This is a genomic window from Massilia sp. LjRoot122, assembly GCF_964252725.1.
In the GTDB taxonomy this organism is placed as follows: domain Bacteria; phylum Pseudomonadota; class Gammaproteobacteria; order Burkholderiales; family Burkholderiaceae_D; genus Telluria.
The window spans coordinates 99,095-122,742 of sequence record NZ_CAXUPB020000001.1 but is presented as its reverse complement, the minus strand read 5'-3'; the positions used below and the strand labels follow the sequence as shown (position 1 = coordinate 122,742).

General features: G+C 64.3%; 19 protein-coding genes. 6 read left to right on the top strand and 13 right to left on the bottom strand.

Annotated elements, in window-relative coordinates; translation table 11 throughout:
* Positions 1-25: 25 nt before the first annotated feature.
* From mlaE to ACSQ25_RS00520, 7 genes are all read right to left on the bottom strand, one after another.
* A complete protein-coding gene (gene mlaE / locus ACSQ25_RS00550; protein WP_436103780.1) occupies positions 26-808 on the bottom strand; it encodes a lipid asymmetry maintenance ABC transporter permease subunit MlaE in 783 nt (260 codons plus the stop codon).
* The gene (locus ACSQ25_RS00545; protein ID WP_436103779.1) at positions 805-1,608 is read right to left on the bottom strand and encodes an ABC transporter ATP-binding protein; all 804 of its coding nucleotides are present in this window, start codon (positions 1,606-1,608) and stop codon (positions 805-807) included. The genes mlaE and ACSQ25_RS00545 overlap by 4 nt, the downstream gene beginning before the upstream one ends.
* 447 nt (positions 1,609-2,055) lie before the next feature.
* Positions 2,056-3,519: a glutamate synthase subunit beta gene (locus ACSQ25_RS00540; RefSeq protein WP_436103778.1), complete on the bottom strand. Its 1,464-nt coding sequence runs from the start codon at positions 3,517-3,519 to the stop codon at positions 2,056-2,058.
* 251 nt (positions 3,520-3,770) lie between these two features.
* Complete coding sequence (locus ACSQ25_RS00535) at positions 3,771-8,498, bottom strand: glutamate synthase-related protein (RefSeq protein WP_436103777.1); 4,728 nt, start codon at positions 8,496-8,498, stop codon at positions 3,771-3,773.
* Between the two features lie 322 nt (positions 8,499-8,820).
* Positions 8,821-9,531 (bottom strand): transposase, encoded by a 711-nt coding sequence (locus ACSQ25_RS00530; protein WP_436103776.1) that lies wholly within the window; start codon positions 9,529-9,531, stop codon positions 8,821-8,823.
* Between the two features lie 116 nt (positions 9,532-9,647).
* Complete coding sequence (locus ACSQ25_RS00525) at positions 9,648-10,328, bottom strand: response regulator transcription factor (RefSeq protein ID WP_436103775.1); 681 nt, start codon at positions 10,326-10,328, stop codon at positions 9,648-9,650.
* Positions 10,329-10,340: 12 nt separating this feature from the next.
* Positions 10,341-11,492: an ATP-binding protein gene (locus ACSQ25_RS00520; protein ID WP_436103774.1), complete on the bottom strand. Its 1,152-nt coding sequence runs from the start codon at positions 11,490-11,492 to the stop codon at positions 10,341-10,343.
* A gap of 160 nt (positions 11,493-11,652) precedes the next feature.
* Here ACSQ25_RS00520 and ACSQ25_RS00515 point away from each other — a divergent pair, with 160 nt between their 5' ends.
* Positions 11,653-11,901, top strand: coding sequence for a DUF3297 family protein (locus ACSQ25_RS00515; RefSeq protein WP_436103773.1), 249 nt, complete (start codon positions 11,653-11,655; stop codon positions 11,899-11,901).
* Between the two features lie 165 nt (positions 11,902-12,066).
* Here ACSQ25_RS00515 and ACSQ25_RS00510 read toward each other — a convergent pair whose 3' ends face one another.
* Positions 12,067-15,192, bottom strand: a complete 3,126-nt coding sequence (locus tag ACSQ25_RS00510; protein ID WP_436103772.1) for a DEAD/DEAH box helicase — start codon at positions 15,190-15,192, stop codon at positions 12,067-12,069.
* Between the two features lie 255 nt (positions 15,193-15,447).
* Here ACSQ25_RS00510 and ACSQ25_RS00505 point away from each other — a divergent pair, with 255 nt between their 5' ends.
* Positions 15,448-17,799, top strand: coding sequence for a Tex family protein (locus ACSQ25_RS00505; RefSeq protein ID WP_436108004.1), 2,352 nt, complete (start codon positions 15,448-15,450; stop codon positions 17,797-17,799).
* 7 nt (positions 17,800-17,806) lie between these two features.
* On the opposite strand, the gene ACSQ25_RS00500 is transcribed toward ACSQ25_RS00505, so the two are convergent.
* Together ACSQ25_RS00500 and ACSQ25_RS00495 are read right to left on the bottom strand one after the other, a co-directional pair.
* Positions 17,807-18,094 (bottom strand): hypothetical protein, encoded by a 288-nt coding sequence (locus tag ACSQ25_RS00500; RefSeq protein WP_436103771.1) that lies wholly within the window; start codon positions 18,092-18,094, stop codon positions 17,807-17,809.
* A gap of 77 nt (positions 18,095-18,171) precedes the next feature.
* Complete coding sequence (locus ACSQ25_RS00495) at positions 18,172-18,483, bottom strand: hypothetical protein (protein WP_436103770.1); 312 nt, start codon at positions 18,481-18,483, stop codon at positions 18,172-18,174.
* 147 nt (positions 18,484-18,630) lie between these two features.
* Between ACSQ25_RS00495 and grxD the strand changes: the two genes are divergently transcribed.
* Together grxD and ACSQ25_RS00485 are read left to right on the top strand one after the other, a co-directional pair.
* Positions 18,631-18,945, top strand: a complete 315-nt coding sequence (gene grxD / locus ACSQ25_RS00490; RefSeq protein WP_436103769.1) for a Grx4 family monothiol glutaredoxin — start codon at positions 18,631-18,633, stop codon at positions 18,943-18,945.
* A 4-nt stretch (positions 18,946-18,949) separates the two neighbouring features.
* Complete coding sequence (locus ACSQ25_RS00485) at positions 18,950-19,543, top strand: UbiX family flavin prenyltransferase (RefSeq protein ID WP_436103768.1); 594 nt, start codon at positions 18,950-18,952, stop codon at positions 19,541-19,543.
* A 9-nt stretch (positions 19,544-19,552) separates the two neighbouring features.
* On the opposite strand, the gene ACSQ25_RS00480 is transcribed toward ACSQ25_RS00485, so the two are convergent.
* From ACSQ25_RS00480 to ACSQ25_RS00470, 3 genes are all read right to left on the bottom strand, one after another.
* On the bottom strand, positions 19,553-19,726 hold the full coding sequence (locus tag ACSQ25_RS00480) for a hypothetical protein (protein WP_436103767.1): 174 nt from the start codon (positions 19,724-19,726) through the stop codon (positions 19,553-19,555).
* Between the two features lie 118 nt (positions 19,727-19,844).
* Entirely contained in the window at positions 19,845-20,264 is a 420-nt protein-coding gene (locus tag ACSQ25_RS00475) for a hypothetical protein (protein ID WP_436103766.1), read from the bottom strand.
* 269 nt (positions 20,265-20,533) lie between these two features.
* Positions 20,534-21,586: an MBL fold metallo-hydrolase gene (locus tag ACSQ25_RS00470; RefSeq protein WP_436103765.1), complete on the bottom strand. Its 1,053-nt coding sequence runs from the start codon at positions 21,584-21,586 to the stop codon at positions 20,534-20,536.
* 140 nt (positions 21,587-21,726) lie between these two features.
* Between ACSQ25_RS00470 and ACSQ25_RS00465 the strand changes: the two genes are divergently transcribed.
* On the top strand, positions 21,727-22,128 hold the full coding sequence (locus ACSQ25_RS00465; RefSeq protein WP_436103764.1) for a MerR family transcriptional regulator: 402 nt from the start codon (positions 21,727-21,729) through the stop codon (positions 22,126-22,128).
* A 119-nt stretch (positions 22,129-22,247) separates the two neighbouring features.
* Positions 22,248-23,432, top strand: coding sequence for an isovaleryl-CoA dehydrogenase (locus ACSQ25_RS00460; RefSeq protein WP_436103763.1), 1,185 nt, complete (start codon positions 22,248-22,250; stop codon positions 23,430-23,432).
* The last annotated feature ends 216 nt before the right edge of the window (positions 23,433-23,648 follow it).

The following is a 23,648-nucleotide window of genomic DNA, read 5'->3' as shown; positions in this document are numbered from 1 at the left end:
ACCCTAGTAAATCTTGTTTAATTTATTACTTATTGAACATCAAGGCGGTCATGATGAAGTCCAGGCCCCAGACCATCAGCGACGCAATGACGACGGTGCGCGTGGTGGCGCGCGACACGTCCTCGGGGGTCGGCTTGGTCTGGTAACCCTGGAACAGCGCCGTGAACGTGACCGCGATACCGAAGATAAAGCTTTTGAGTACACCGTTCAGTACGTCAGCACGCACATCCACGCCGGACTGCATCTGCGACCAGAACGCGCCTTCGTCCACGCCGATCAGCTGCACGCCGACCAGGTAGCCGCCGAACACGCCCACGGCCGAGAACACGGCAGCCAAGATCGGCATCGCGATGACGCCGCCCCAGAAGCGCGGCGCCAGCACGCGCTGGACCGGATTAATGGCCATCATTTCCATGGCGGACAGCTGCTCACCGGCCTTCATCAGGCCGATCTGGGCGGTGAGCGAGGTGCCGGCGCGGCCCGCGAACAGCAGCGCGGTCACCACGGGACCCAGTTCGCGCACCAGGGCCAGGGCCACGACCTGGCCGAGCGCCTGTTCGGCGCCGTATTGGTTCAGCGTGTAATACCCCTGCAGGCCAAGGACCATGCCGACGAACAGGCCGGACACGATGATGATCACCAGCGAATAGTTGCCGATGAAGTGGATCTGCTCCGAAATCAGGGCCGGGCGCCTGAAGGCGCCGGGGGAGACGCCGAGCAGGTTGAAGAAGGCACGGGTGGCGAAACCGACGCTGGCGATGGCTTCGCGCACGGTGCGGCCGACGGTTTCCAGGAGGCGCGTGATCATTTGCGCACTCCCAGGCCGAGGTCGTCGGCCAGCGACTTGCCGGGGTAGTGGAAGGGCACTGGTCCGTCCGGCGCGGCGTTCACGAACTGCTTCACGTACGGGTCTTCCGACACGCGCAGGTCGGCCGGCGTACCTTCGGCGACGATCTTGCCTGCCGACATGAAATACACGTAATCGGCGATCGCGAAGCACTCGTGCACGTCGTGCGAAACCAGGATCGAAGTCGAGCCGAGGGCGTCGTTCAGGTTGCGGATCAGGTTGGCGGTGACGCCCATCGAGATCGGGTCGAGGCCGGCGAAAGGCTCGTCGTACATGATCAGTTCGGGATCCAGCGCGACGGCGCGGGCAACGGCGACGCGGCGCGCCATGCCGCCCGAGATCTCGGCCGGCTTCAGGCGATGCGCATTGCGCAGGCCGACGGCATTCAGCTTCATCAGGACCAGGTCGCGGATCAGCTCTTCCGGCAGGTCGGTGTGTTCGCGCAGCGGGAAGGCGACGTTGTCGAACACCGACAGGTCGGTGAACAGCGCACCGAACTGGAACAGCATGCCCATGCGGCGGCGCAGGCGGTACAAGCCTTCGGTATTCAGCTGGTGCACGACCTCGCCGCCCACGCGTACCTCGCCGCGCTGCGGACGGATCTGGCCGCCGATCAGGCGCAGGACCGTGGTCTTGCCACAGCCCGAGCCGCCCATGACGGCCACGAGCTTGCCGCGTGGAAAGTCCATGCGGAGGTTCGACAGGATGGAACGCTCTCCGTACGCAAAGTGCAGATCGCGGATTTCGACTAGGTTGGACACAGCGTGTTTGGTATTTAGGTAATCCGTTATTGTAGTGCAGAAAGTTACATCCCCGCTTGAGGCAGGCCATTTTGGGGCGCTTCCTGGCGATGTTGATGCAATAAAAATAACCGATGGGTCAGATATTCGCGCTTGTAAGGCCCTGTTTTTTAAGGGATATGTATATCTCGCAACATAGTATTTATTGAATCATATCAATAAATACCATAGGGCAACTTACCATACATTTGCGGATGTATCTTTTTTGCCGCATGTTATTTTATGTCATCTGATGCACTGCAATAAGGCTTAGCGTACGGACATTGCTCGGTTGGCCATCGTGCGGGCACGCACACAAGTCTGGCCGTCAGCGGTAAATACCACTGGGCTGTTGGACGCTGTCCACAGTATTCCGGAGCCGCCAAAAGAAAAGGCGGCCTTAGCCGCCTTGGTTCTTGTTCGCTGGAATCAGCGCGGCAGCACCGAACTGCCCATCAGGAATTCGTCGACCGAACGGGCGCACTGGCGGCCTTCGCGGATCGCCCACACCACCAGCGACTGGCCGCGGCGCATGTCGCCGGCGGCGAACACCTTCGGCTTCGAGGTCTGGTAGGAACGCTCGCCCTCGGTGGCGGCGCGGGCATTGCCGCGCGCATCCTTCTGCACCCCGAAAGCGTCCAGCACGTTCTGCACCGGCGACACGAAGCCCATTGCCAGGAAGACCAGGTCGGCCTTCATCTCGAACTCGGAATCCGGCACCTCGACCATCTTGCCGTCTTTCCATTCGACGCGGCAGGCGACCAGCTTGTCGACCTTGCCGCCCTTGCCTTCCAGGCGCTTGGTCGCCACCGCCCAGTCGCGCTGGCAGCCTTCCTCGTGCGAGGACGAGGTGCGCAGGCGGGTCGGCCAGTAAGGCCAGACCAGCGGCTTGTTTTCCTGCTCCGGCGGCATCGGCATCAGTTCGAACTGGGTCACCGAGGCTGCGCCGTGGCGGTTCGAGGTACCGACGCAGTCGGAACCGGTGTCGCCGCCGCCGATCACGACCACATGCTTGCCGGTGGCCTTGATCTGGTCCTTCAGCTTGTCGCCGGCATTCACCCGGTTCTGCTGCGGCAGGAAGTCCATCGCGAAGTGCACGCCCTTCAGTTCACGGCCGGGCACCGGCAGGTCGCGCGGCTGCTCGGCGCCGCCGGCCAGGACCACCGCGTCGAAGTCCTTCTCCAGGTCTTCCGGGAAGATGGTGTCGCGCGCCATGTTGCTGACGGTGGCCGGGAAGTCCTTGCCGATCAGGACGCTGGTGCGGAAGGTGACGCCTTCCGCCTTCATCTGTTCGACGCGACGGTCGATCAGGTCCTTCTCCATCTTGAAGTCGGGGATGCCGTAGCGCAGCAGGCCGCCGATGCGGTCGCTCTTCTCGAACACGGTCACGTCGTGGCCGGCGCGCGCCAGCTGCTGGGCGGCGGCCAGGCCGGCCGGGCCCGAGCCGACCACGGCGACCGTCTTGCCGGTCTTGACGGCGGGCGGTTGCGGCACGATCCAGCCGTGCTCCCAGCCGGCGTCGGCGATCTTGCGTTCGATCGACTTGATGCCGACCGGTTCGTCATTGATGCCGAGCGTGCAGGCCGACTCGCAGGGCGCCGGGCAGATGCGGCCGGTGAACTCGGGGAAGTTATTGGTCGAGTGGAGGTTCTCGACCGCCGAGCGGTAGTTGCCGTGATAGACCAGGTCGTTCCAGTCCGGGATCTGGTTGTTGACCGGGCAGCCCGTGTTACAGAAGGGGATGCCGCAATCCATGCAGCGCGCGCCCTGGACCTTGGCCTGGCCGTCGGTCAGGGTCAGCACGAATTCCTTGTAGTTCTTGACGCGATCGGTCGGCTCGAGGTGGCCCTCTTCCTGCCGTTCGAATTCCATGAAGCCGGTAATTTTGCCCACGTTGTTTTCCTTTTGTCGGTCGGGAAGCAGCTCCGCCACTTCCTTTATTCCTGCCATCACCGTCACCCCACCACCGTCATTCCCGCGAAGGCGGGAATCCAAGTTCGCTGCGTATCGTCAGCTCTCGCAAAATTGGGTTCCCGCCTGCGCGGGAACGACGTGCTAGGTGTCGTGATCCGGTTTTACGTTATCGGTGCGCTAGCAACTTGGGTCCCGGCCTGCGCCGGGACGACGTTGCTTGAGTGCGTTGGTTAAGCTGCCAGCTCGATCTTGTCGTTCGCTTCTTCCATGCTCGAGTTGTGCATCTCCTCGAGCGCGCGCTTGTAGTCGGTCGGGAAGACCTTCACGAACTTGCCGCGGCTGTTGGCCCAGTCGTCCAGCAGGTTGCGCGCACGGGTCGAACCGGTGTGCTTGAAGTGGCGCTCGATCAGGCGGCGCAGGATGATTTCGTCCGACTCGCGCTCGCCGTTGCGGGTCTGGCTGTGCCAGCCGGCCGGGCCAGCCTGGCCCTGCTGCTTGGTCGTCAGCACCGGCTCCAGGTTCACCATCGTGGTATTGCACTTGCCTTCGAACTCGCCCTTCGGGTCGTACACGTAGGCGACGCCGCCCGACATGCCCGCCGCGAAGTTACGGCCGGTCTCGCCCAGCACCACCACGGTACCGCCGGTCATGTATTCGCAACCGTGGTCGCCGCAGCCCTCGACCACCGCGACGGCGCCCGAGTTACGCACCGCGAAACGCTCGCCGGCCACGCCGTTGAAGAAGGCTTCGCCGGAAATCGCGCCATACAGCACGGTGTTGCCGACGATGATGTTGTCCACCGCCCAGCCGCGGAACTCGGTGTTCGGACGCACGATGATGCGGCCGCCCGACAGGCCCTTGCCGACGTAGTCGTTGCCTTCACCCACCAGGTCGATCGTGATGCCGGCCGCCAGGAAGGCCGCGGCCGACTGGCCGGCGGTGCCCTGCAGCTGGATGTGGATGGTGTCGTCCGGCAGGCCGGCATGGCCGTAGCGCTTGGCCACTTCGCCCGACAGCATGGTGCCGACGGTGCGGTTCAGGTTCTTCACCGGCGAGATGAAGGACACGCGCTCGCCCTTCTCCAGCGCGGCCTTGGCCTGCGCGATCAGCTTGTGGTCCAGTGCCTTGTCCAGGCCATGGTCCTGGGCGTCGGTGTGGAGCAAGGCGCGCGGCGAGTCGACCTTCGGCTGGTAGAAGATGTTCGAGAAGTCCAGGCCCTGCGCCTTCCAGTGCCCGACTGCCTTGGCCTTGTCGAGCAGGTCGGTACGGCCGATCAGTTCGTCGTAGCTGCGGATGCCCAGCTGCGCCATCAGCTGGCGCGCTTCTTCGGCGACGAAGAAGAAGTAGTTCACCACGTGTTCCGGCTTGCCCTGGAACTTGGCGCGCAGGACCGGGTCTTGCGTCGCCACGCCCACCGGGCAGGTATTCAGGTGGCACTTGCGCATCATGATGCAGCCTTCCACCACCAGCGGTGCGGTGGCGAAGCCGATTTCGTCGGCGCCCAGCATCGCAGCGACGACCACGTCACGGCCGGTACGCATCTGGCCGTCGGCCTGGACGCGGATGCGGCTGCGCAGGCCGTTCAGCACCAGCGTCTGCTGGGTCTCGGCCAGGCCCAGCTCCCATGGGGTGCCGGCGTGCTTGACCGAGGACAGCGGCGAAGCGCCGGTGCCGCCATCGTGGCCGGCGACCACCACGTGGTCGGCCTTGGCCTTCGAGACGCCCGCGGCGACGGTGCCGATGCCGACTTCCGACACCAGCTTCACCGAGATCGAGGCGTTCGGGTTGGCGTTCTTCAGGTCGTGGATCAGCTGCGCCAGGTCTTCGATCGAATAGATGTCGTGGTGCGGCGGCGGCGAGATCAGGCCTACGCCCGGCACCGACACGCGCAGCGAGGCGATGTACTCGGTCACCTTGTGGCCCGGCAGCTGGCCGCCTTCGCCCGGCTTGGCGCCCTGCGCCATCTTGATCTGGATCTGGTCGGCCGATGCCAGGTACTCGGCGGAGACGCCGAAGCGGCCCGACGCCACCTGCTTGATCTTCGAGCGCAGCGAGTCGCCCTCTTCCAGCGGGATGTCGGCCACCACGCGGTCCGAGCCCAGGATCGAGGCCAGGGTCTCGCCCTTGGCGATCTTGATGCCCTTGAACTCGCCCATGTAGCGGCGCGGGTCTTCGCCGCCTTCGCCGGTGTTCGATTTGCCGCCGATGCGGTTCATGGCGATGGCCAGCGTGGCATGCGCCTCGGTCGAGATCGAGCCGAGCGACATGGCGCCGGTGGCGAAGCGCTTGACGATTTCCTTGGCCGGCTCGACTTCTTCCAGCGGGATGGCTTTCGACGGATCGATCTTGAACTCGAACAGGCCGCGCAGCGTCAGGTGGCGGCGGCTCTGGTCGTTGATGATCTGCGCGTACTCTTTATAGGTGTTGAAATTGTTGGCGCGGGTCGAGTGCTGCAGTTTCGCGATCGCGTCCGGGGTCCACAGGTGGTCTTCGCCGCGCACGCGGAAGGCGTATTCGCCGCCGGTATCGAGGGCGTTGGCCAGCACCGGGTCGTTGCTGAAGGCCAGTGCATGCAGGCGCAGCGCTTCTTCCGCCACTTCGAACAGGCCGATGCCTTCGACGGTCGACGAGGTGCCGCGGAAGTACTTGTCGACCAGCGACTTGTTCAGGCCAACGGCTTCGAAGATCTGGGCGCCGCAATAGGACATGTAGGTGGAGATGCCCATCTTGGACATCACCTTCATGAGGCCCTTGCCAACCGCTTTGGTGTAGTTGTAGATCGCCTTGTCGGCGTCCATCTCGTGCGGCAGGTTGTGCGCCAGGTCGGCCAGGGTTTCCAGGGCCAGGTAGGGGTGCACGGCTTCCGCGCCGTAGCCGGCCAGCAGGGCGAAGTGGTGGGTCTCGCGCGCCGAGCCGGTTTCGACCACCAGGCCGGTGGAGGCGCGCAGGCCGCGGCCGACCAGGTGCTGGTGGATGGTCGAGGTGGCGAGCAGCGCAGGAATCGCGACCTGCTCGGACGACATGTTGCGGTCCGAGACGATCAGGATGTTGTGGCCCGACTTGACCGCGTCCACGGCTTCCGCGCACAGCGAGGCCAGCGAGGCTTCGATGCCTTCCTTGCCCCAGGCGACCGGGTAGCAGATGTTCAGCTCATACGACTTGAACTTGCCGCCGGTGTGCAGGCTGATGGAGCGCAGGCGCGCCATGTCGTCGAAGCCGAGGACAGGCTGCGAGACTTCGAGACGCATCGGCGGGTTGACGTTGTTGGTGTCCAGCAGGTTCGGCTTCGGTCCGATGAAGGACACCAGCGACATCACCATGGCTTCGCGGATCGGGTCGATCGGCGGGTTGGTCACCTGGGCAAACAGCTGCTTGAAATAGTTATACAGCGGCTTGAGCTTGTTCGACATCACCGCCAGCGGCGAGTCGTTGCCCATCGAGCCGGTGGCTTCCTCGGCCAGCACGGCCATCGGCGCCATCAGGAACTTCAGGTCTTCCTGGGTATAGCCGAAGGCCTGCTGGCGGTCGAGCAGCGGGACCGCGGTCTTTTCGCCCTGGGCCGGCTGGTCTTTGGTGCGGTTCTGGGCCAGCTGGGATTCGGACAGCTTGATTTCGTTGAGCTTGATGCGCACCGACTTGATCCAGGCTTTATACGGCTTGGCGTTCGAGTAGGTGTCCTTGAGTTCCTTGTCGTCGATGATGCGGCCGGCTTCGAGGTCGATCAGGAACATCTTGCCCGGCTGGAGGCGCCATTTCTTGACGATGCGCGATTCCGGGATCGGCAGCACGCCGGATTCGGAAGCCATCACCACCAGGTCGTCCTCGGTGATGACGTAGCGCGCCGGACGCAGGCCGTTGCGGTCCAGGGTGCCGCCGATGTGGCGGCCGTCGGTGAAGGCCATGGCGGCCGGGCCGTCCCATGGTTCCATCATCGCGGCGTGGTATTCGTAGAAGGCGCGGCGGTTGTCGTCCATCGAGGTGTGGTTCTCCCAGGCTTCCGGGATCATCATCATCATCGCCTGGGCGACCGGATAGCCGGCCATCACCAGCAGTTCGAGCGCGTTGTCGAAGCAGGCGGTGTCGGACTGGCCTTCATAGATCAGCGGGAACAGCTTGCCCAGGTCTTCGCCCAGCACGGCCGATTTCAGCATGCCTTCGCGGGCGCGGGTCCAGTTGAAGTTGCCCTTGACGGTGTTGATCTCGCCGTTGTGCGCGATCAGGCGGTAAGGGTGGGCCAGCGGCCATTCCGGGAAGGTGTTGGTCGAGAAGCGCTGGTGCACCAGGCTGAGTGCCGAGATGCAGCGCGGGTCCTGCAGGTCCTTGTAATAGACGCCGACCTGGTCGGCCAGCAGCAGGCCCTTGTAGACGATGGTGCGGGCCGACATCGAAGGCACGAAGAACTCCTTGCCGTGCAGGAGTTTCAGGGCCTGGATCGCGTGGCCGGAGGATTTGCGGATCACGTAGAGCTTACGCTCGAGCGCGTCGGTGACCATGATGTCCGGGCCACGGCCGATGAAGATCTGGCGGATCACCGGTTCTTTCGCTTTCACGAAGGGCGACATCGGCATGGTCTCGTCGACCGGCACGTTGCGCCAGCCGAGCACGACCTGGCCTTCGATGCGCACGGCGCGTTCGATTTCCTGTTCGCAAGCGATGCGCGAGGCGTGCTCTTTCGGCAGGAACACCATGCCGACGCCGTATTCGCCGGGCGGCGGCAGTTCCACACCCTGCTTGGCCATCTCGTCGCGGAAGTACTGGTCCGGGATCTGGATCAGGATGCCGGCGCCGTCGCCCATCAGGGCGTCTGCGCCGACCGCGCCGCGGTGGTCGAGGTTCTTCAGAATCTGCAGGCCCTGCTCGATGATCGAGTGGCTCTTGTTGCCCTTGATATGGGCGATGAAACCGACGCCGCAGGCATCGTGTTCATTGGCGGGATCGTACAAACCTTGGGCAATCATGAGGCAATCTCCACAACTTTTTCGGGGGTCGAAGATCGAGAATAGTGCAATGCAGCAGAACTCGCAACCCTAATAATTAGGGTCAGAGTCGAATTGTTTGACAACTTTTTGAACTCGCTATTAATTAGGGACAGAGTCAATCAAGGCTGAACGATCGGCCATTTTGTATAGATAAGTCCTTGATTTGTATGGCTGAGCAGTGCGCTGCTTACGGCCCCGGCATCGCACCTGGAGTTCACAAAGTGCCGGGTTTACCGTGCTCCAGCAGGCTTTGAATAAAAAAGGGCACGAATAATCGTGCCCTTGATCGATTGGTGATTGCTTATGCTTGCGGAAGCGGCGGAATCGGCTCCCGGAATGGCCGTCCGCGTTTGGCAGGCAGGATCTGGCGCTTGGTCTTGCGCTCCAGTTCCGCCTTGAAAGCATCCGAACCCAGAGGCTGGTTCTTCAACACCGAGGTCGTCAAGAAGTCGACCTCCTCCTGGGGAATGCCCTGCATGACCAGTTCGGTATAGGCCGCTTCGCGCTGGAAAGGCGTGTTGCCCAGGCCCCAGTAGAGCAGATGGTCGGTGACGATGCCGTCGGCACGGACGCCGGCATGGTGGGCATAGCTCGACCAGGGATAGTCGAGCGGCCCCGCCGCCAGGCCGGCGCGCACCGGGTTGAGCTCGATGTAGCGGCTGCAGGCCAGGAAATAGTGCTCGGTATCGATCAGCGAGGTACGGAAACGCCCCTCGAACAGGCCGCCGCTGCGCTCGTACTTGTGGTTGAACCAGGGGACGTAGAAGCGCCCGACCTTCTGCATCATCAGCGCCAGCCCGGCATTGTCCGACGGCGTGGCGAGCAAATGCAGGTGGTTGGGCATCAGCACATAGGCATGGATCGCCACCTCGTAGAAGCGTGCCGCTTCCTTCAGCCAGGCGAGGAAGCGCTGGTAGTCGATCTCTTCGCGGAAGATGGGCTGGCGGTTGTTGCCGCGCTGGATGAGGTGGTGCGGCTGGTTCGGGATGATGAGTCGGGGAAGGCGTGCCATGGCGTGCTCAAAAGTCGAGCAGGCATTTTAGCCCAGAAACTTCACTCTGTCCCCAATTAATCTCGAGGCAGCCGAAAATCCGGCTGACTCTGTCCCCAATTAGCGTTTTCCCAGACTCAGGCGAGCGTAAAGCCGGCGGACAGGCTGTAGCCTTCGCCGTAGGCGCTGCGCAGGGGCAGGTCCTGGCCGAGGCCGGAGCGGGCTTTCTTGCGCAGGCGGTAGACCAGCATGTCGACCCGGCGGCTGGCGTCCGGGTCTTCGCCGCCCATGCCGGCCACGATCACCTGGCGCGGCACCGGACGGGTGTTGATGGTCAGGAGGTGCAGGAAGTTGCACTCCTTTTCGGTCAGGTCGATCACCTTGCCGCCCAGCTCGAGCTGGCGCGCGCTCACGCGCAGGGTCCACTTGCTCGGCGCCGGTGCCGGGTCGGCCGGACGCACGCGGCGGTCCAGCGCTTCGATGTGGGCTGCCAGTTCGGGGAACTTGATCGGCTTGGTCAGGTAGTGGTCGGCTCCCAGGCGCAAGCCGAGGATGCGGTGGTCGAAGGCGACGCGGCCCGTCAGCACCAGCAGGCCGATCTCGGGATACAGCTGGCGCATCCGCGGAATGACGTTGAAACCGTCTTCGTCCGGCAGGCCGAGGTCGAGAACGACGACCGCCGCCGGCGTGCGCGTCAGCGCCGCCCACATTTCGCTCGCGGTCTTGGCGATCGTGACCTCGTGGTCGAGCTCCCTCAGGAACTCGGCCATGTCGTCTGCGTATTCGCCATTGTCTTCAACAATCAGTATCTGCGTCATGGATAAGCCATGTTAATGATCGTTCCGATTATCACTGTTGGGAGAGGATGAGGCAAGTTGTTGTTGCCCGCTAATATCCATGGCGGGTAGCCAGAGCTTAAATTCTGCGCCGCCCCTCGTGTTCGCGAGGCGCAGCAGGCCGCCATGGACGTCGACGATCGAACGCGCCAGGTACAAACCGAGGCCGCTGCCCGGCAAGCCGGCGGCATTGGCGCCGCGGTAGCCCTTGTCGAAAATGTGGACGGCGTCCTGCGCCGGTACGCCTCTGCCCTGGTCGCGCACCGTGAACTCGATCCCGTTGCCGCTGCGGCGTGCACCCAGCGCCACCGGGCTGCCGGCCGGCGAGAACAGCAGGGCATTGTCGACCATGACCTTCAGCGCCAGCCGCAATCCTTCGGGCTCGCCGCGCAGTCCCAGGCTCAGTTCGTCCGCCTCGACCAGTGCCTCGCGTCCCGCTTCGCGCAGCTGCTTCACGCCCTCCTCCAGCAGCGCGCGCGCGGCGATGGTGTTCGGCTGGCGCACTTTGCCGATCGCAGCCATGCGGTCCGGCGACAGGTATTCGTCGAGCATGGCGATCAGGCGGTCGGTCGCGACCGCGATCTTGCGGTAGCGCTGGCGCAGGGCTTCGTCGGCACCCTGCGAGGTCGCTTCCAGGCGCTGGATGGCGCCGTCGATGGTCGCCAGCGGCGTGCGGAATTCGTGGTTCAGCATGCTCGCGAAGCGGCGCTGCTCGGCCAGGAGGGCGCGCTGCGCCGACAGGTCACGCAGCAGTCCCACCAGCGAGCTGCTGCCGTCCGCGTTGCGCAGCACCGTCGTGATCACCTGCAGCCCGACCGGATGGCCGTCCGCGTTGCGCACCTCGACTTCCTGCACGCGGCGTGCGCCGGGCTCGCCCTCGCTGCCTGCCGCCAGGTGCAGGCCGAGCGCACCCAGGGCTTCACGGGGGCCGCTGCCGGCGATCGCCTCCTGCAGCGCAGCGGCGTCGTAGCCCAGCAATGCGGAGAAGGCCGGGCTCAGGTAACGCAGGCAGAGGGTGGGCAGATCGATGCTGAGGGCGATGTCGCCGGCGAGTTCGGCGATGGTGCGGAACTGGACATCGATACTGTCAATGCCTGACTCCGGACTGGCCGGAGCAGGTGGGACGGCAGCCGTGCTACGGATCATCGGGCACTTTCTGTTATCGATGGGACAATGAAGATTGTCAGGCAGTATATCGTTGGTCTTGCCTGTTTGTATAGAAGCGGGCGCGGGATGAGCTTTTCGGCGGCGCGCCGCGTCGTGAAAAGTGCGCCATTTCGAGCGTTTTGGTGGATAATTCGCGTCTATGAACGATACCGCTACCCTCCCCCCACTCCCGGACCGGCTCTCGATCGACCCGAGCAGCCCTTTTCATAACCGCGACGTCTTCCAGCACGAGATCGGCATCCGCTTCAACGACAAGGACCGCCACGACGTGGAAGAGTATTGCATGAGCGAAGGCTGGATCAAGGTCGCCGCCGGCCGCACGCTCGACCGCAAGGGCAAGCCGATGCTGATCAAGCTGAAGGGCAAGGTCGAAGCGTTTTACAAGTAAGAGCGCCTAACAATTCCCCGATGGCTGCGTTGCATCGTCTCGCCGTACTAGCGTACTGTCTTCGACGATGCGCCTTGCCCTCGGGTTTTGTTAGGCGCTCCGTATTTACCTGAAAACAAAGGCGGCTGGTGAAAACCAGCCGCCTTTTTTATTCAAACCTGAGAATCAGTCTTCCAGCGGCGCGAAGATCGCCTGCAGGTCTTCCTGCGTCAGCGCCATCTTCTGGGATTCGCCTTCGGACAGGATCGACGCCGCCAGCTCCGACTTCTTCTGCTGCAGCAGCTGGATCTTTTCTTCCAGCGTCCCCTTGGCGATCAGCTTGTACACGAACACCGGCTTGTCCTGCCCGATGCGCCAGGCACGGTCGGTGGCCTGGTTTTCGGCCGCCGGGTTCCACCATGGGTCATAGTGGATCACGGTGTCGGCCGCGGTGAGATTCAGGCCGACGCCGCCGGCCTTCAGGCTGATCAGGAAGATCGGTACCGCGCCCTGCTGGAAGGCGGCCACCTGGGCCGAGCGGTCGCGCGTTTCGCCGGTCAGCAGGGCGTAGCGGATCCCGCGCGCGTCGAGCTCTTCCTCGATGAGGGCCAGCATGCTGGTGAACTGCGAGAACACGAGGATCTTGCGGCCTTCGCCCAGCAGGTCTTCGACCATCTGCATCAGGTCGGTCAGCTTGGCCGACACCGCCGCCGTGTTCTTCTTGCCCGGCATGGCCTTCACCAGGCGCGGGTCGCAGCAGACCTGGCGCAGCTTGAGCAGCGCTTCCAGGATGACGATCTGGCTGCGCGCCACGCCCTTGCGGTCGATCTCGTCGCGCACCTTCTTGTCCATCGCCAGGCGTACGGTCTCGTACAGGTCGCGCTGCGGGCCGGACAGTTCGATGCGGCGCACCATCTCGGTCTTCTCCGGCAGTTCCTTGGCCACGTGGTCCTTGGTCCGGCGCAGCAGGAAGGGCTTGATGCGGCGGCTCAGCAAGATGCGGCGCACCGCATCGTCCTGGCGTTCGATCGGGTGGCGGAACTGGCTGTTGAAGGTCTTCTCGTCGCCCAGCAGGCCGGGCAGCAGGAAGTGGAACTGCGACCACAGCTCGCCCAGGTGGTTCTCGAGCGGCGTGCCGGACAGGCACAGGCGGTGGCGCGCATTCAGCGAGCCGGCCGTCTGCGCCGCCTTGGAGCGGGTGTTCTTGATGTAGTGCGATTCGTCCAGGATCACCAGGTGATAGTGGTGCTCGCGCAGCTTCTCTTCGTCGCGCGGCAGCAGCGCATAGGTGGTCAGGACGATGTCGGCGCTGTCGATCTGGTCGAACAGGTCCATGCGCTCCTTGCCCTGCAGGAGCAGCACCTTCAGGCTCGGGGCGAAGCGCGCGGCTTCGTCGAACCAGTTGGTCATCAGGCTGGTCGGCGCGATCACCAGGGCCGGGCTGGTCAGGCGGCCCGCTTCCTTCTCGATGAGGATGTGGGCGATCGTCTGGACGGTTTTGCCGAGGCCCATGTCGTCGGCCAGGATGCCGCCGAGGTCGTACTCGCGCAGGAACTGCATCCATGACAGGCCGTCGAGCTGGTAGTCGCGCAGGGTAGCCTGCAGGCCCTTTGGCGGCTCGACCTTCTTGACCGAACCGAACTGGCTCAGCTTGCGGCCGGTCTCGCGCAGGCGCTCGCCGCCGGTCCAGCGCAGCTCGAGGCCGCGCGCCAGGTCCTCCAGGCGCGCCGCGTCCAGCGTCGACAGGCGCATGCGGGCCTTGATCTTGTCGTTGAAGTACAGCTCGCCGAGGGTGGCGAGGATGGGCTTCAGGCGGCCCCAGGGCAGCGCCACGCGCACGCCGTCGGGCAGGGTCGCCAGCATCTGGTCGGCTTCGGCATGCGCGGCCAGCACGGCCGGGTCGAAGTCGGCGGGCGCGCTGCGGATCAGCTGCACCAGCACCGGCAGCAGCGGCACGCGCTTGCGTCCCACCACGATGCCCAGTTCGAGTTCGAACCAGGCATTACCGGCTTCTTCGGGTTCGTCGATATCGGCATACCAGTCTTCGACCGGCACCACGTCGTAGCGGTACTTGGCCGACTTCTGGACGTGCCAGCCGGCGTCGGACAGCGCATCGAGGTCGTTCTCGGCGAAGCGCAGCCAGTGCGCCTGGCTGTCGAGCGCCAGCGCGCCGGCCATCGCGTTGAACGGCGCGGTGACGGGCTTGCGGAAGCCGATCTCGTTGAGTGTGTTGAGCGCCGCGGCTTCGGCCTTCGGGTCGCGCTCGATGATCTCGGTGACGTCGCCGATCTGGCGCACCACGCGCTGGGCCGGGTCGAAGGAGACGCGCTGGCCGTCGTAGTCATAGGCCAGCACGGCGAAGTCCTGCCAGCGCGGCGTGCCGCCGTCGGCCAGCTGCACCGCTTCGAGCAGCAGGTGCGGAATCGGTTTGACGTCGTTGCGCAGGCGCTGGGTCAGCGGCTGCGGCAGCGGCATCAGGGACTGCAGGCCGTGGGCCAGCAGCAGCTGCGAGACGCGCTTCTTGTCGGTGCCGGTGAGGGCCGGGGCCTGGGCCACCAGGGCCTGCAGTTCGGCCAGCGAGATGTCGATGCCGCCGCGATTCAGTTCGAGCGGGCCGATCGACAGGTTGTCGATGTACCACGGCGGGTCGGTCGGCAGCATGTAGTCGATCTGGTCGGCCGCGCTATGGGTCGCGCCCTTGGCCGGTTCCACCGACCATCCGAGCTTGGCCACGCGGCCCTCGTCGCGCCAGGCCAGGCTGGCCAGGCGGGTCGGGCCGGCCTGCAGCGGGTAGACCAGGCCGTTGGCCATGTCGGACCACGAGTTCGCCCACAGCAGCTTGCCTTGTTCAAGCAGCATGTGCAGCAGGATCGCACCTACCTTGCCTTTCGGTTCGGTGGCGCTGGTGCCCTGGGTCGAGCCGCTGCGCATGGCGATGAAGAAGCGCACCAGGTCGACGTCGTCGCCCTCGAGGTAGGCCGGCGGCGCCGACAGCAGCGAGAACACTTCGCTCACCGGGCTGGCGGCGGCGACGTCGCCGTTCGGGCGCAGGCGCGCCTTGCACAGGCAGATCGCGACGTGGCGGCCGCCGCTGGTGGGCGCCATCACGTAGACGAACTTGTACTGCACGGCCTTCGGATCGGCGACCTCGTCGGTCAGTTTGGGCTGCGGATGCGCCGCCGCCTCGACCCTTTGCAGCCAGCTCACCACCGGCGCGGGCAGGGCGGGAGCGCGTGCGGGAGCGCGGGCGACTGCGGGTGAAACCGCGGGTGCGTCGCTGGCGTTCTCGCGATGATCATCGACTGTGTGCATGGGTCTCGTGTGTCTGTATTAAAAACGACAATAAAGAACATTATCCTTCATACGGGCGCTTCCGTTTTGTTCGGAATCGCACGTAGCGGACAAAACTTGTCCGCACCAAGTCCGTGCACAATGAATTCAACGTGCAGTCGACTGTTCTCGCATGATCGGATGGCGCTGTCAAGACTGGCGTATCCGTCGCGATTGCGTATCATTGTTTGCTTGACCTTTCAGATCCACGCGCGTATGCGCATGACCACCGCACCAATGCTGCCATCCATCGAACAACGTCTCGCCCTCGAACTGTCCGCCAAACCGGCCCAGGTGGCCGCCGCCGTCGCCCTGCTCGACGAAGGCGCCACCGTGCCCTTCATCGCGCGCTACCGCAAGGAAGCCACCGGCGGACTCGACGACATACAACTGCGGCTTCTGGAAGAGCGCCTGCGCTACCTGCGCGAGCTCGAAGACCGCCGCGCATCGATCATCGCGTCGATCACCGAGCAGAACAAGATGACGCCCGAGCTGCTCGATGCGATCACGCATGCCGAGGACAAGACCCGCCTCGAAGACCTCTACCTCCCCTACAAGCAGAAGCGCCGCACCAAGGCGCAGATCGCGATCGAAGCGGGCCTGGCGCCGCTGGCCGAGGCGCTGCTGGGCGACCCCTCGCTGAATCCGGACGAGGTGGCCGCCGGCTACCTGCGCGAGGCCTTCACCAATGCCGACGGCGGCGCCAACCCGGGCGTGCCCGACGTGAAGGCGGCCCTGGACGGCGCGCGCCAGATCCTGATGGAGCGCTTCGCCGAAGACGCGGGCCTGCTGCAGTCGCTGCGCGAATACGTGCAGGAGCACGGCGTGGTCGAATCAAAAGTCGTGGCCGGCCAGGAAGACGCGGGCGAGAAGTTCGCCGACTACTTCGACTATTCCGAGACCCTGTCGACTATCCCCTCGCACCGCGCGCTGGCCTTGAATCGCGGCCGCCGCGAGGGCGTGCTGGACGTCACCCTGCGCCTCGACTCGGAACCGGAAAAGCCGAAGTGGGACGCCCCGCACAATCCCTGCGAAAGCCGCATCTGCGCCGCCTTCGGCATCAAGGGCGCGGGCCGCCCGGCCGACAAATGGCTGCTCGACACCGCGCGCTGGACCTGGCGCGTGAAGAGCTTCATGTACATCGAGACCGAGCTGATGGGCGCGCTGCGCGAGAAGGCCGAACTCGACGCCATCCAGGTCTTCGCCCGCAACCTGAAGGCGCTGCTGCTGGCCGCGCCGGCCGGCCCGCGCGCGACCATGGGCCTGGACCCGGGCCTGCGTACCGGCGTCAAGGTAGCGGTGGTGGACGCCACCGGCAAGGTGGTCGATACCGCCACGGTCTACCCGCACCAGCCGCGCAACGACTGGGATGGCGCCCTGCACGTGCTGGGCCAGCTGGCGGCCAGGCATAAGGTGTCGCTGATCTCGATCGGCAACGGCACCGCCTCGCGCGAGACCGACAAGCTGGCCCAGGACCTGATCAAGGGGCGTCCGGAACTCAAGCTGACCAAGATCGTCGTGTCGGAAGCCGGCGCCTCGGTCTACTCGGCCTCGGAATTCGCTTCGCGCGAATTGCCGGAGCTGGACGTCTCGCTGCGCGGCGCGGTGTCGATCGCACGCCGCCTGCAGGACCCGCTGGCGGAACTGGTCAAGATCGATCCGAAGTCGATCGGCGTCGGCCAGTACCAGCACGACGTGTCGCAGACCCAGCTCGCGCGCTCGCTCGATGCGGTGGTCGAGGACTGCGTGAACGCGGTGGGCGTGGACGTGAATACCGCTTCGGCGCCGCTGCTGGCACGCGTCTCGGGTCTGTCGGGCAGCGTGGCGCAGAGCATCGTGAACTACCGCGACATGCAGGGCGCCTTCAGCTCGCGCGCGGCATTGAAGAAGGTGCCGCGCCTGGGCGACAAGACCTTCGAGCAGGCGGCCGGCTTCCTGCGCGTGATGAACGGCGAGAACCCGCTCGACGCCTCGGCGGTCCACCCGGAATCCTATCCGGTGGTGCAGCGCATCCTGGCCGACATCAAGCGCGACATGAAGGCGGTCATCGGCGACAGCTCCCTCATCAAGTCGCTGAACCCGGCCAGGTATGCCGATGAAAAATTCGGTGTGCCGACCGTGACCGACATCCTGAAGGAACTGGAAAAGCCGGGCCGCGACCCGCGTCCGGAATTCACCACCGCGACCTTCAAGGAAGGCGTGGAAGAGATCTCGGACCTGCGCCCGGACATGATCCTGGAAGGCGTGGTCACCAACGTCGCGGCCTTCGGCGCTTTTGTCGACATCGGCGTGCACCAGGATGGACTGGTGCACATCTCGGCGCTGTCGAATACCTTCGTGAAGGATCCGCACACGGTGGTCAAGGCCGGCCAGGTGGTGAAGGTCAAGGTGCTGGAAGTGGACCCCAAGCGCAAGCGCATCGCACTGACCATGCGCCTGTCGGACAGTGCGCCGCAGCCGGGCGCGCAGCCGCAGCAGCGCGGCGACCGCGACGACCGCAAACGCGTGGCGCAGCACCAGCGCCAGGAACGCCCCGCCCAGAACGCCGGCGGCGCGATGGCGGCGGCCTTCGCCAAGCTGAAAAAGTAAGCCGGCGTCAGCCCGCGTGCTTGAGGTAGAGGCCGACCATGTATACGCTCAGGAAGCCGAAGCCGGTCAGGAGCATGCGCGACTGCGGCATGGCCGGGCGGCCGGTCTTGCGGATGGACAGGCCGTCGCGCACCAGCAACAGCGCGTAGCCGAGCGCCGCCAGGCCGCAGATGATTTCGCCCAAGCCGCTGCGCATGATGCCGCCGACGAGGTTGATGATGCCGGGAATGCCGAGCAGGGCGGCGATCAGGAAATTGGTGCCGGCGTTCGGACCGCGGCGGGGTGGCTGTTGCATGGCTGGGACCTGGGAGTGGAAGAAATCCGCGCGATCATACCGCAGTCGATGTCCTCCGCCCAGGCCGGCCGGCCCGATCAGGGGAAGATGCGCAGCGCGGTCGCGCCCACTTTCACGATGAAGCACAGGCAGAACAGGCCGAAGCAGGCGTAGCCGATCATGGTCGTGCGGCGCGACGCGAGCGCGCTGCGCCGGTCCCGGTAAGCCTGCACGGCGCAGTACAGCAGGAAGACGCCCGTGATCAGTTCGGCAATGTCGAGCATGCGGTCTTCCAGCGGCTCCTGGAGCGTCCCGGTCAGCACGTCGTACAGCCCCGGAATGAAGAAAAACGCCGTCATCACCCACAGCAGCGGCGACGGCATGGAGGCAAAGCCCCGGTAGGCGGTCATGGTGACTCCAGTTCGAGTAGCATGAAGTCCATCATAGCGGGGATTTTTCGACAAAAATCCGCCGATTGTCACAAGCCCGCCAATGCCCGTCCTGCCGAATTCTTATAAAATGTCGGCATCTATTCCATTCTCACTGAAGGCACACACATGAGCGACGTTCAAACCTGGATCAAAGAGACCGTGACCAATACCCCGGTCGTGCTGTTCATGAAGGGCACCGCCCAGTTCCCGCAATGCGGCTTCTCGGGCCGCGCCATCCAGATCCTGAAAGCCTGCGGCGTCGACAACATCGCCACCGTCAACGTGCTCGAGGACGCGGAAGTTCGCCAGGGCATCAAGGACTACTCGAACTGGCCGACCATCCCGCAACTCTACGTGCGCGGCGAATTCGTCGGCGGTTCCGACATCATGAACGAGATGTATGAATCGGGCGAACTGCAGACCCTGCTGAAGAACGGCTGATCGCATGACGGTCCGCCCGCGCCGGATTATTGTCGCCATCACCGGCGCGACCGGCGCGGTCTATGGCGTGCAGCTGCTGCGGCGCCTGCACGCGACTCCCGGCGTCGAGACCCATCTGGTCATTTCCGACGCCGCCTCCCTCACCCTGCACCAGGAACTCGGCCTGCAGCGGCGCGATGCCGAAGCGCTGGCCCACGTCGTCCACCGCAACCGCGACATCGGCGCCTCGATCGCCAGCGGTTCGTTCCAGACCGACGGCATGGTGATCGCTCCCTGTTCGATGAGAACCCTGGCCGCCGTCGCGCACGGACTGTCGGACAATCTCGTCACGCGCGCTGCGGACGTGATGCTGAAGGAAAGGCGCAGGCTGGTGCTGATGGTGCGCGAGACGCCGTTCAACCTGGCGCACCTGCGCAATATGACTGCCGTGACGGAAATGGGTGGGATCGTGTTTCCGCCGCTGCCGAGCTTCTACCACCGGCCGGCGACCATCGAAGAGATGGTCGAGCATACGGTCGACCGGGCGGTCGACCTCCTCGGGCTCGACAACGCCCATGCCCCGCGCTGGGGCGGCATGAAAGACGCGCAGGGCGACTAAGGCGCTGCTTCAGCGCTTCTCGCCGTCGAAAGGATCGTCGGCCTTCTTTGCCTCGCGTGCTTCCTCAATCATCCGCCGCCTGGCATTGCGTTGTCGCATTACCTCGGCATGGCGCGCCGCCGTCATCGGCGGTGCGGTCATCAGTTCCTTGAGCTGGGCGGTGTTGGCGTAATTGTTTCGCATACGGCGGCTGCTCCTTGACGTGACCCTGTGGCGGCGGATCCGCTCGCCACGAAGGTGATTATGACCTACACCGGGCCGTTTGTGCGTTCCGGGAGTCACGAAAAGTGCAGTTGCGAAACTATTTTTGCTCAGACTTCTGGTGATTCATCCGGACCAGCATCCGAATGAACTCGCGCGCGAGCTGGCGATGATGTTCGTCCAGGCGTTGCAAATCTGCAATCAGCTTGACGTCGGCAGACTCGAAGCGGGCACCGCCCCCGTTTGCCTCGGTGCCGGCGGCAGCATGTTCCGCGCCGCCGAAGCGCAGCCAGTCGGCCGGCACGCCCAGCCACTGGGCGATCATGCGCAATTTTTCCTGGGTCGGGATGGCTTCGCCCACCAGCCATTTACGAGCAGCGTGCACCGTGATCGGGCGGCCCTCGAAACGGATGTTGAATTCCCTGGCGAGGCGGGTCGGGCTATCGGGCGAGTAGTGGGCGTTCTTCAGCGCCTGCTGCAGGCGCTCACTGAAGCTCTCCCGTTCATTGGTTGAATTCATTGCATTGCTTACGTTAGGTGCAGTTGGCCGAACTGGGGCGGCCGGCTTTCTATTGCTGAGAAGCCTCAACGGACAATCATACCCTTATCAAGTAACAAAGATGTGATTATTTAATAGAATTAGCAGGTTTTTTCGGATCGGGAATATTACATCAATTCCCCATTTGGAGAATGCAAATATATCCTAACGGAAAAAGTATGACATTGCCGCACGGTTGCGCGCAACAAATATGCACAGCTGGTAGAACCCTGCTTGCGGAGAAAGCCGGCTCAGGCCAGCTGGAAGCGGATGATGCCGTCGCTGTGCTTCGTGCGGCGAAGCATCCCGTCCTGCCACAATTTGTGCAGGTGGGCCAGGGCCTCCCCCAGAGCGAAACTGAGCTGGTGGGCGTCGAGCTGGCGGCGGAACATCATGGGCACGATGTCGACCGCGGAGCGCGGCTCGGCGCAGGCGGCAAGCACTTCGGCCAGGCGCGCCGCGTGGTGATCATGCAACTGAGCAATACGGGTATGCAGGCCTCGGAAAGGCTTGCCGTGTGAGGGCAGGACGAGTGTGTCCTCAGGCAAGTTTGTGAACTTTTTCAGCGACTGCAAATACAGCGCGAGCGGGTTGCCTTCCGGCTCGACCGCGAAGACCGAGACATTGGTCGAGATACGCGGCAAGACCATGTCGCCGGAAATCAGGACATTCAGTTCCTCGCAATACAACGAAGCGTGCTCGGGCGAGTGGCCGAAACCGGTGATCACACGCCAATGCCTGCCGCCGACCTCGACGGAGTCGCCGTCCTGCAGGCGGGTATAGGCTTCCGGCACGGCCGGCACCAGCGAGGGATAGTAATTGCGGCGGCTGCGCATCTGTTCCAGCATGGCCGGATCCACCAGGCCATGGCGCTCGAAGTGAGGCAGGGCCGAGGGGCCATCGACGCCCGGCAGCGCCGCCGCCATCATGCGGGCGAAGGCGAACTCGCCGGCCGTCGTCACGAAGGGCGCATCGAAGCGGCTGGCGAGCCAGCCGGACAGGCCGACGTGGTCGGGATGGCAGTGAGTAGCGAACACGCGCAGCAAGGGCGCGCCCTGCAGGCCCTCGGCCAGCACCTGTTCCCAAGCGTCGCGGGTGGCGTCGGTACCGGCGCCGCAGTCGACCACGCTCCATCCCGCTTGCCCCTCCCGCTCGTCGCGCAGCAGCCACAGATTGATGTGGTCGAGCGCAAAGGGCAGCGGCATGCGGATCCAGGCCAAGCCCGGCGCCAGTTCCTGGACCATGCCGGGTGCCGGGATGGTGTCGCCAAGGGGATAGTGGAGCTGAGCTTCGAGCGGATTCATGGAAAACTTTCGTGTTCGTCGACAAGCGGGCACGCTACAATGCCATTAACGTTAACGTAAACGGAAATGCGCCGACATCGATTGTAAGCGATTCCGGGTTTTGCTTCCCTTGCCCAGGCTTTTCTTCACCTCATAGCACCATGGTCACTTACACCATCGCCGAACTGGCCCGCGAATTCGACATCACCGCCCGCGCGATCCGCTTCTATGAAGACCAGGGACTGCTCAGTCCCAAGCGCGAAGGCGTGGGCGGACGCAACCGCGTCTACACCCCGCGCGACCGCACCCGCTTGAAACTGACCTTGCGCGGCAAGCGCCTCGGCCTGACCCTGTCGGAAATCAAGAGCATCGTCGACATGTACGAGTCGCCGCGCGACACCGTCGCCCAGATCGACCGCTTCCTCGGCGTGCTGGCCCACCAGCGCGTGACCCTCGAACAGCAGCGCGCCGACATCGAGATGGCGCTGGAAGAAATTTCCGCCCACGAGGAAGAGTGCCGCCGCCTGCTGGCGGAAAACGGCGCGCGCCAGGACGCCGCCTGACCATCGCGGGGGCTTTTGCTCCCGCTTTTTTCGCCTTTTAGTTGACGTTTACGTTAACGTAAGAGGCGAGTATGATTCACCCTTAATTCTGCTCAACCACCGTTCACCGTGAGGACGACATGCTGCATCTCCCAGGCCTGACCTTTGACCATGGCGAAGACATCGCCGCGCTGCGCGAAGCCGTACAACAGTTCGCGGCAGCCGAAATCGCACCGCGCGCCGCGGAGATCGACCGTAGCGACCAGTTCCCGATGGACCTGTGGAAGAAGATGGGCGAACTCGGCCTGCTGGGCATCACCGTCAGCGAGGAATACGGCGGCGCCAACATGGGCTACCTGGCGCACATCGTCGCCATGGAAGAAATCTCGCGCGCCTCGGCCTCGGTCGGCCTGTCCTACGGCGCCCACTCGAACCTGTGCGTCAACCAGATCAAGCGCAACGGCAATGAAGAGCAGAAGCGCAAGTACCTGCCGAAGCTGATCTCGGGCGAGCACGTGGGTGCGCTGGCCATGTCCGAGCCGAATGCCGGTTCCGACGTCGTCAGCATGAAGCTGAAGGCCGAGCTGAAGGGCGACCGCTACGTCCTGAACGGCACCAAGATGTGGATCACCAACGGTCCGGACGCCGACACCCTGGTGGTGTACGCCAAGACCGACCTCGAAGCGGGCCCGCGCGGCATGACCGCCTTCCTGATCGAGAAGGGCTTCAAAGGCTTCTCGATCGCCCAGAAGCTCGACAAGCTGGGCATGCGCGGTTCGCACACCGGCGAACTGGTGTTCCAGGACTGCGAAGTGCCGGTCGAGAACGTGCTGGGCGGCCTCGGCAAGGGCGTCAACGTCCTGATGTCGGGCCTGGACTTCGAGCGTACCGTGCTGTCGGGCGGTCCGCTGGGCATCATGTCGGCCTGCATGGACTCGGTGGTGCCCTACATCCACGAGCGCAAGCAGTTCGGCCAGGCGATCGGCGAGTTCCAGCTCATGCAGGGCAAGATCGCCGACATGTACTCGACCATGATGGCTTGCCGTGCCTACGTCTACGCCGTGGGCCAGGCCTGCGACCGCGCGACCTTGCCGGAGCAGGTGCGCGCCCTGCGCAAGGACGCCGCCGGCGCCATCCTGTACAGCGCCGAGAAGGCGACCTGGATGGCCGGCGAAGCGATCCAGACCCTGGGCGGCAACGGCTACATCAACGAATACCCGGTCGGCCGCCTGTGGCGCGACGCCAAGCTGTACGAGATCGGCGCGGGCACCAGCGAGATCCGCCGCATGCTGATCGGCCGCGAGCTGTTCGGCGAGACGATGTAATTTGTAGGGCGGGCCTGAAGGTAGAAATCTTCTTCCTTTAGCCGAAAGACCGTCATTCCCGCGCAGGCGGGAATCCAAGTTCGTAGCGTACCAACAGCTTCTGAAGCTAAAGGTACGCAAGCAAAATTGGGTTCCGGCCTTCGCCGGAACGACGTGCTAAGGATGGTGGCCGCGTTTTATGCTTGTGCAGCGCAACCGTTGCCATAGAATGAACAC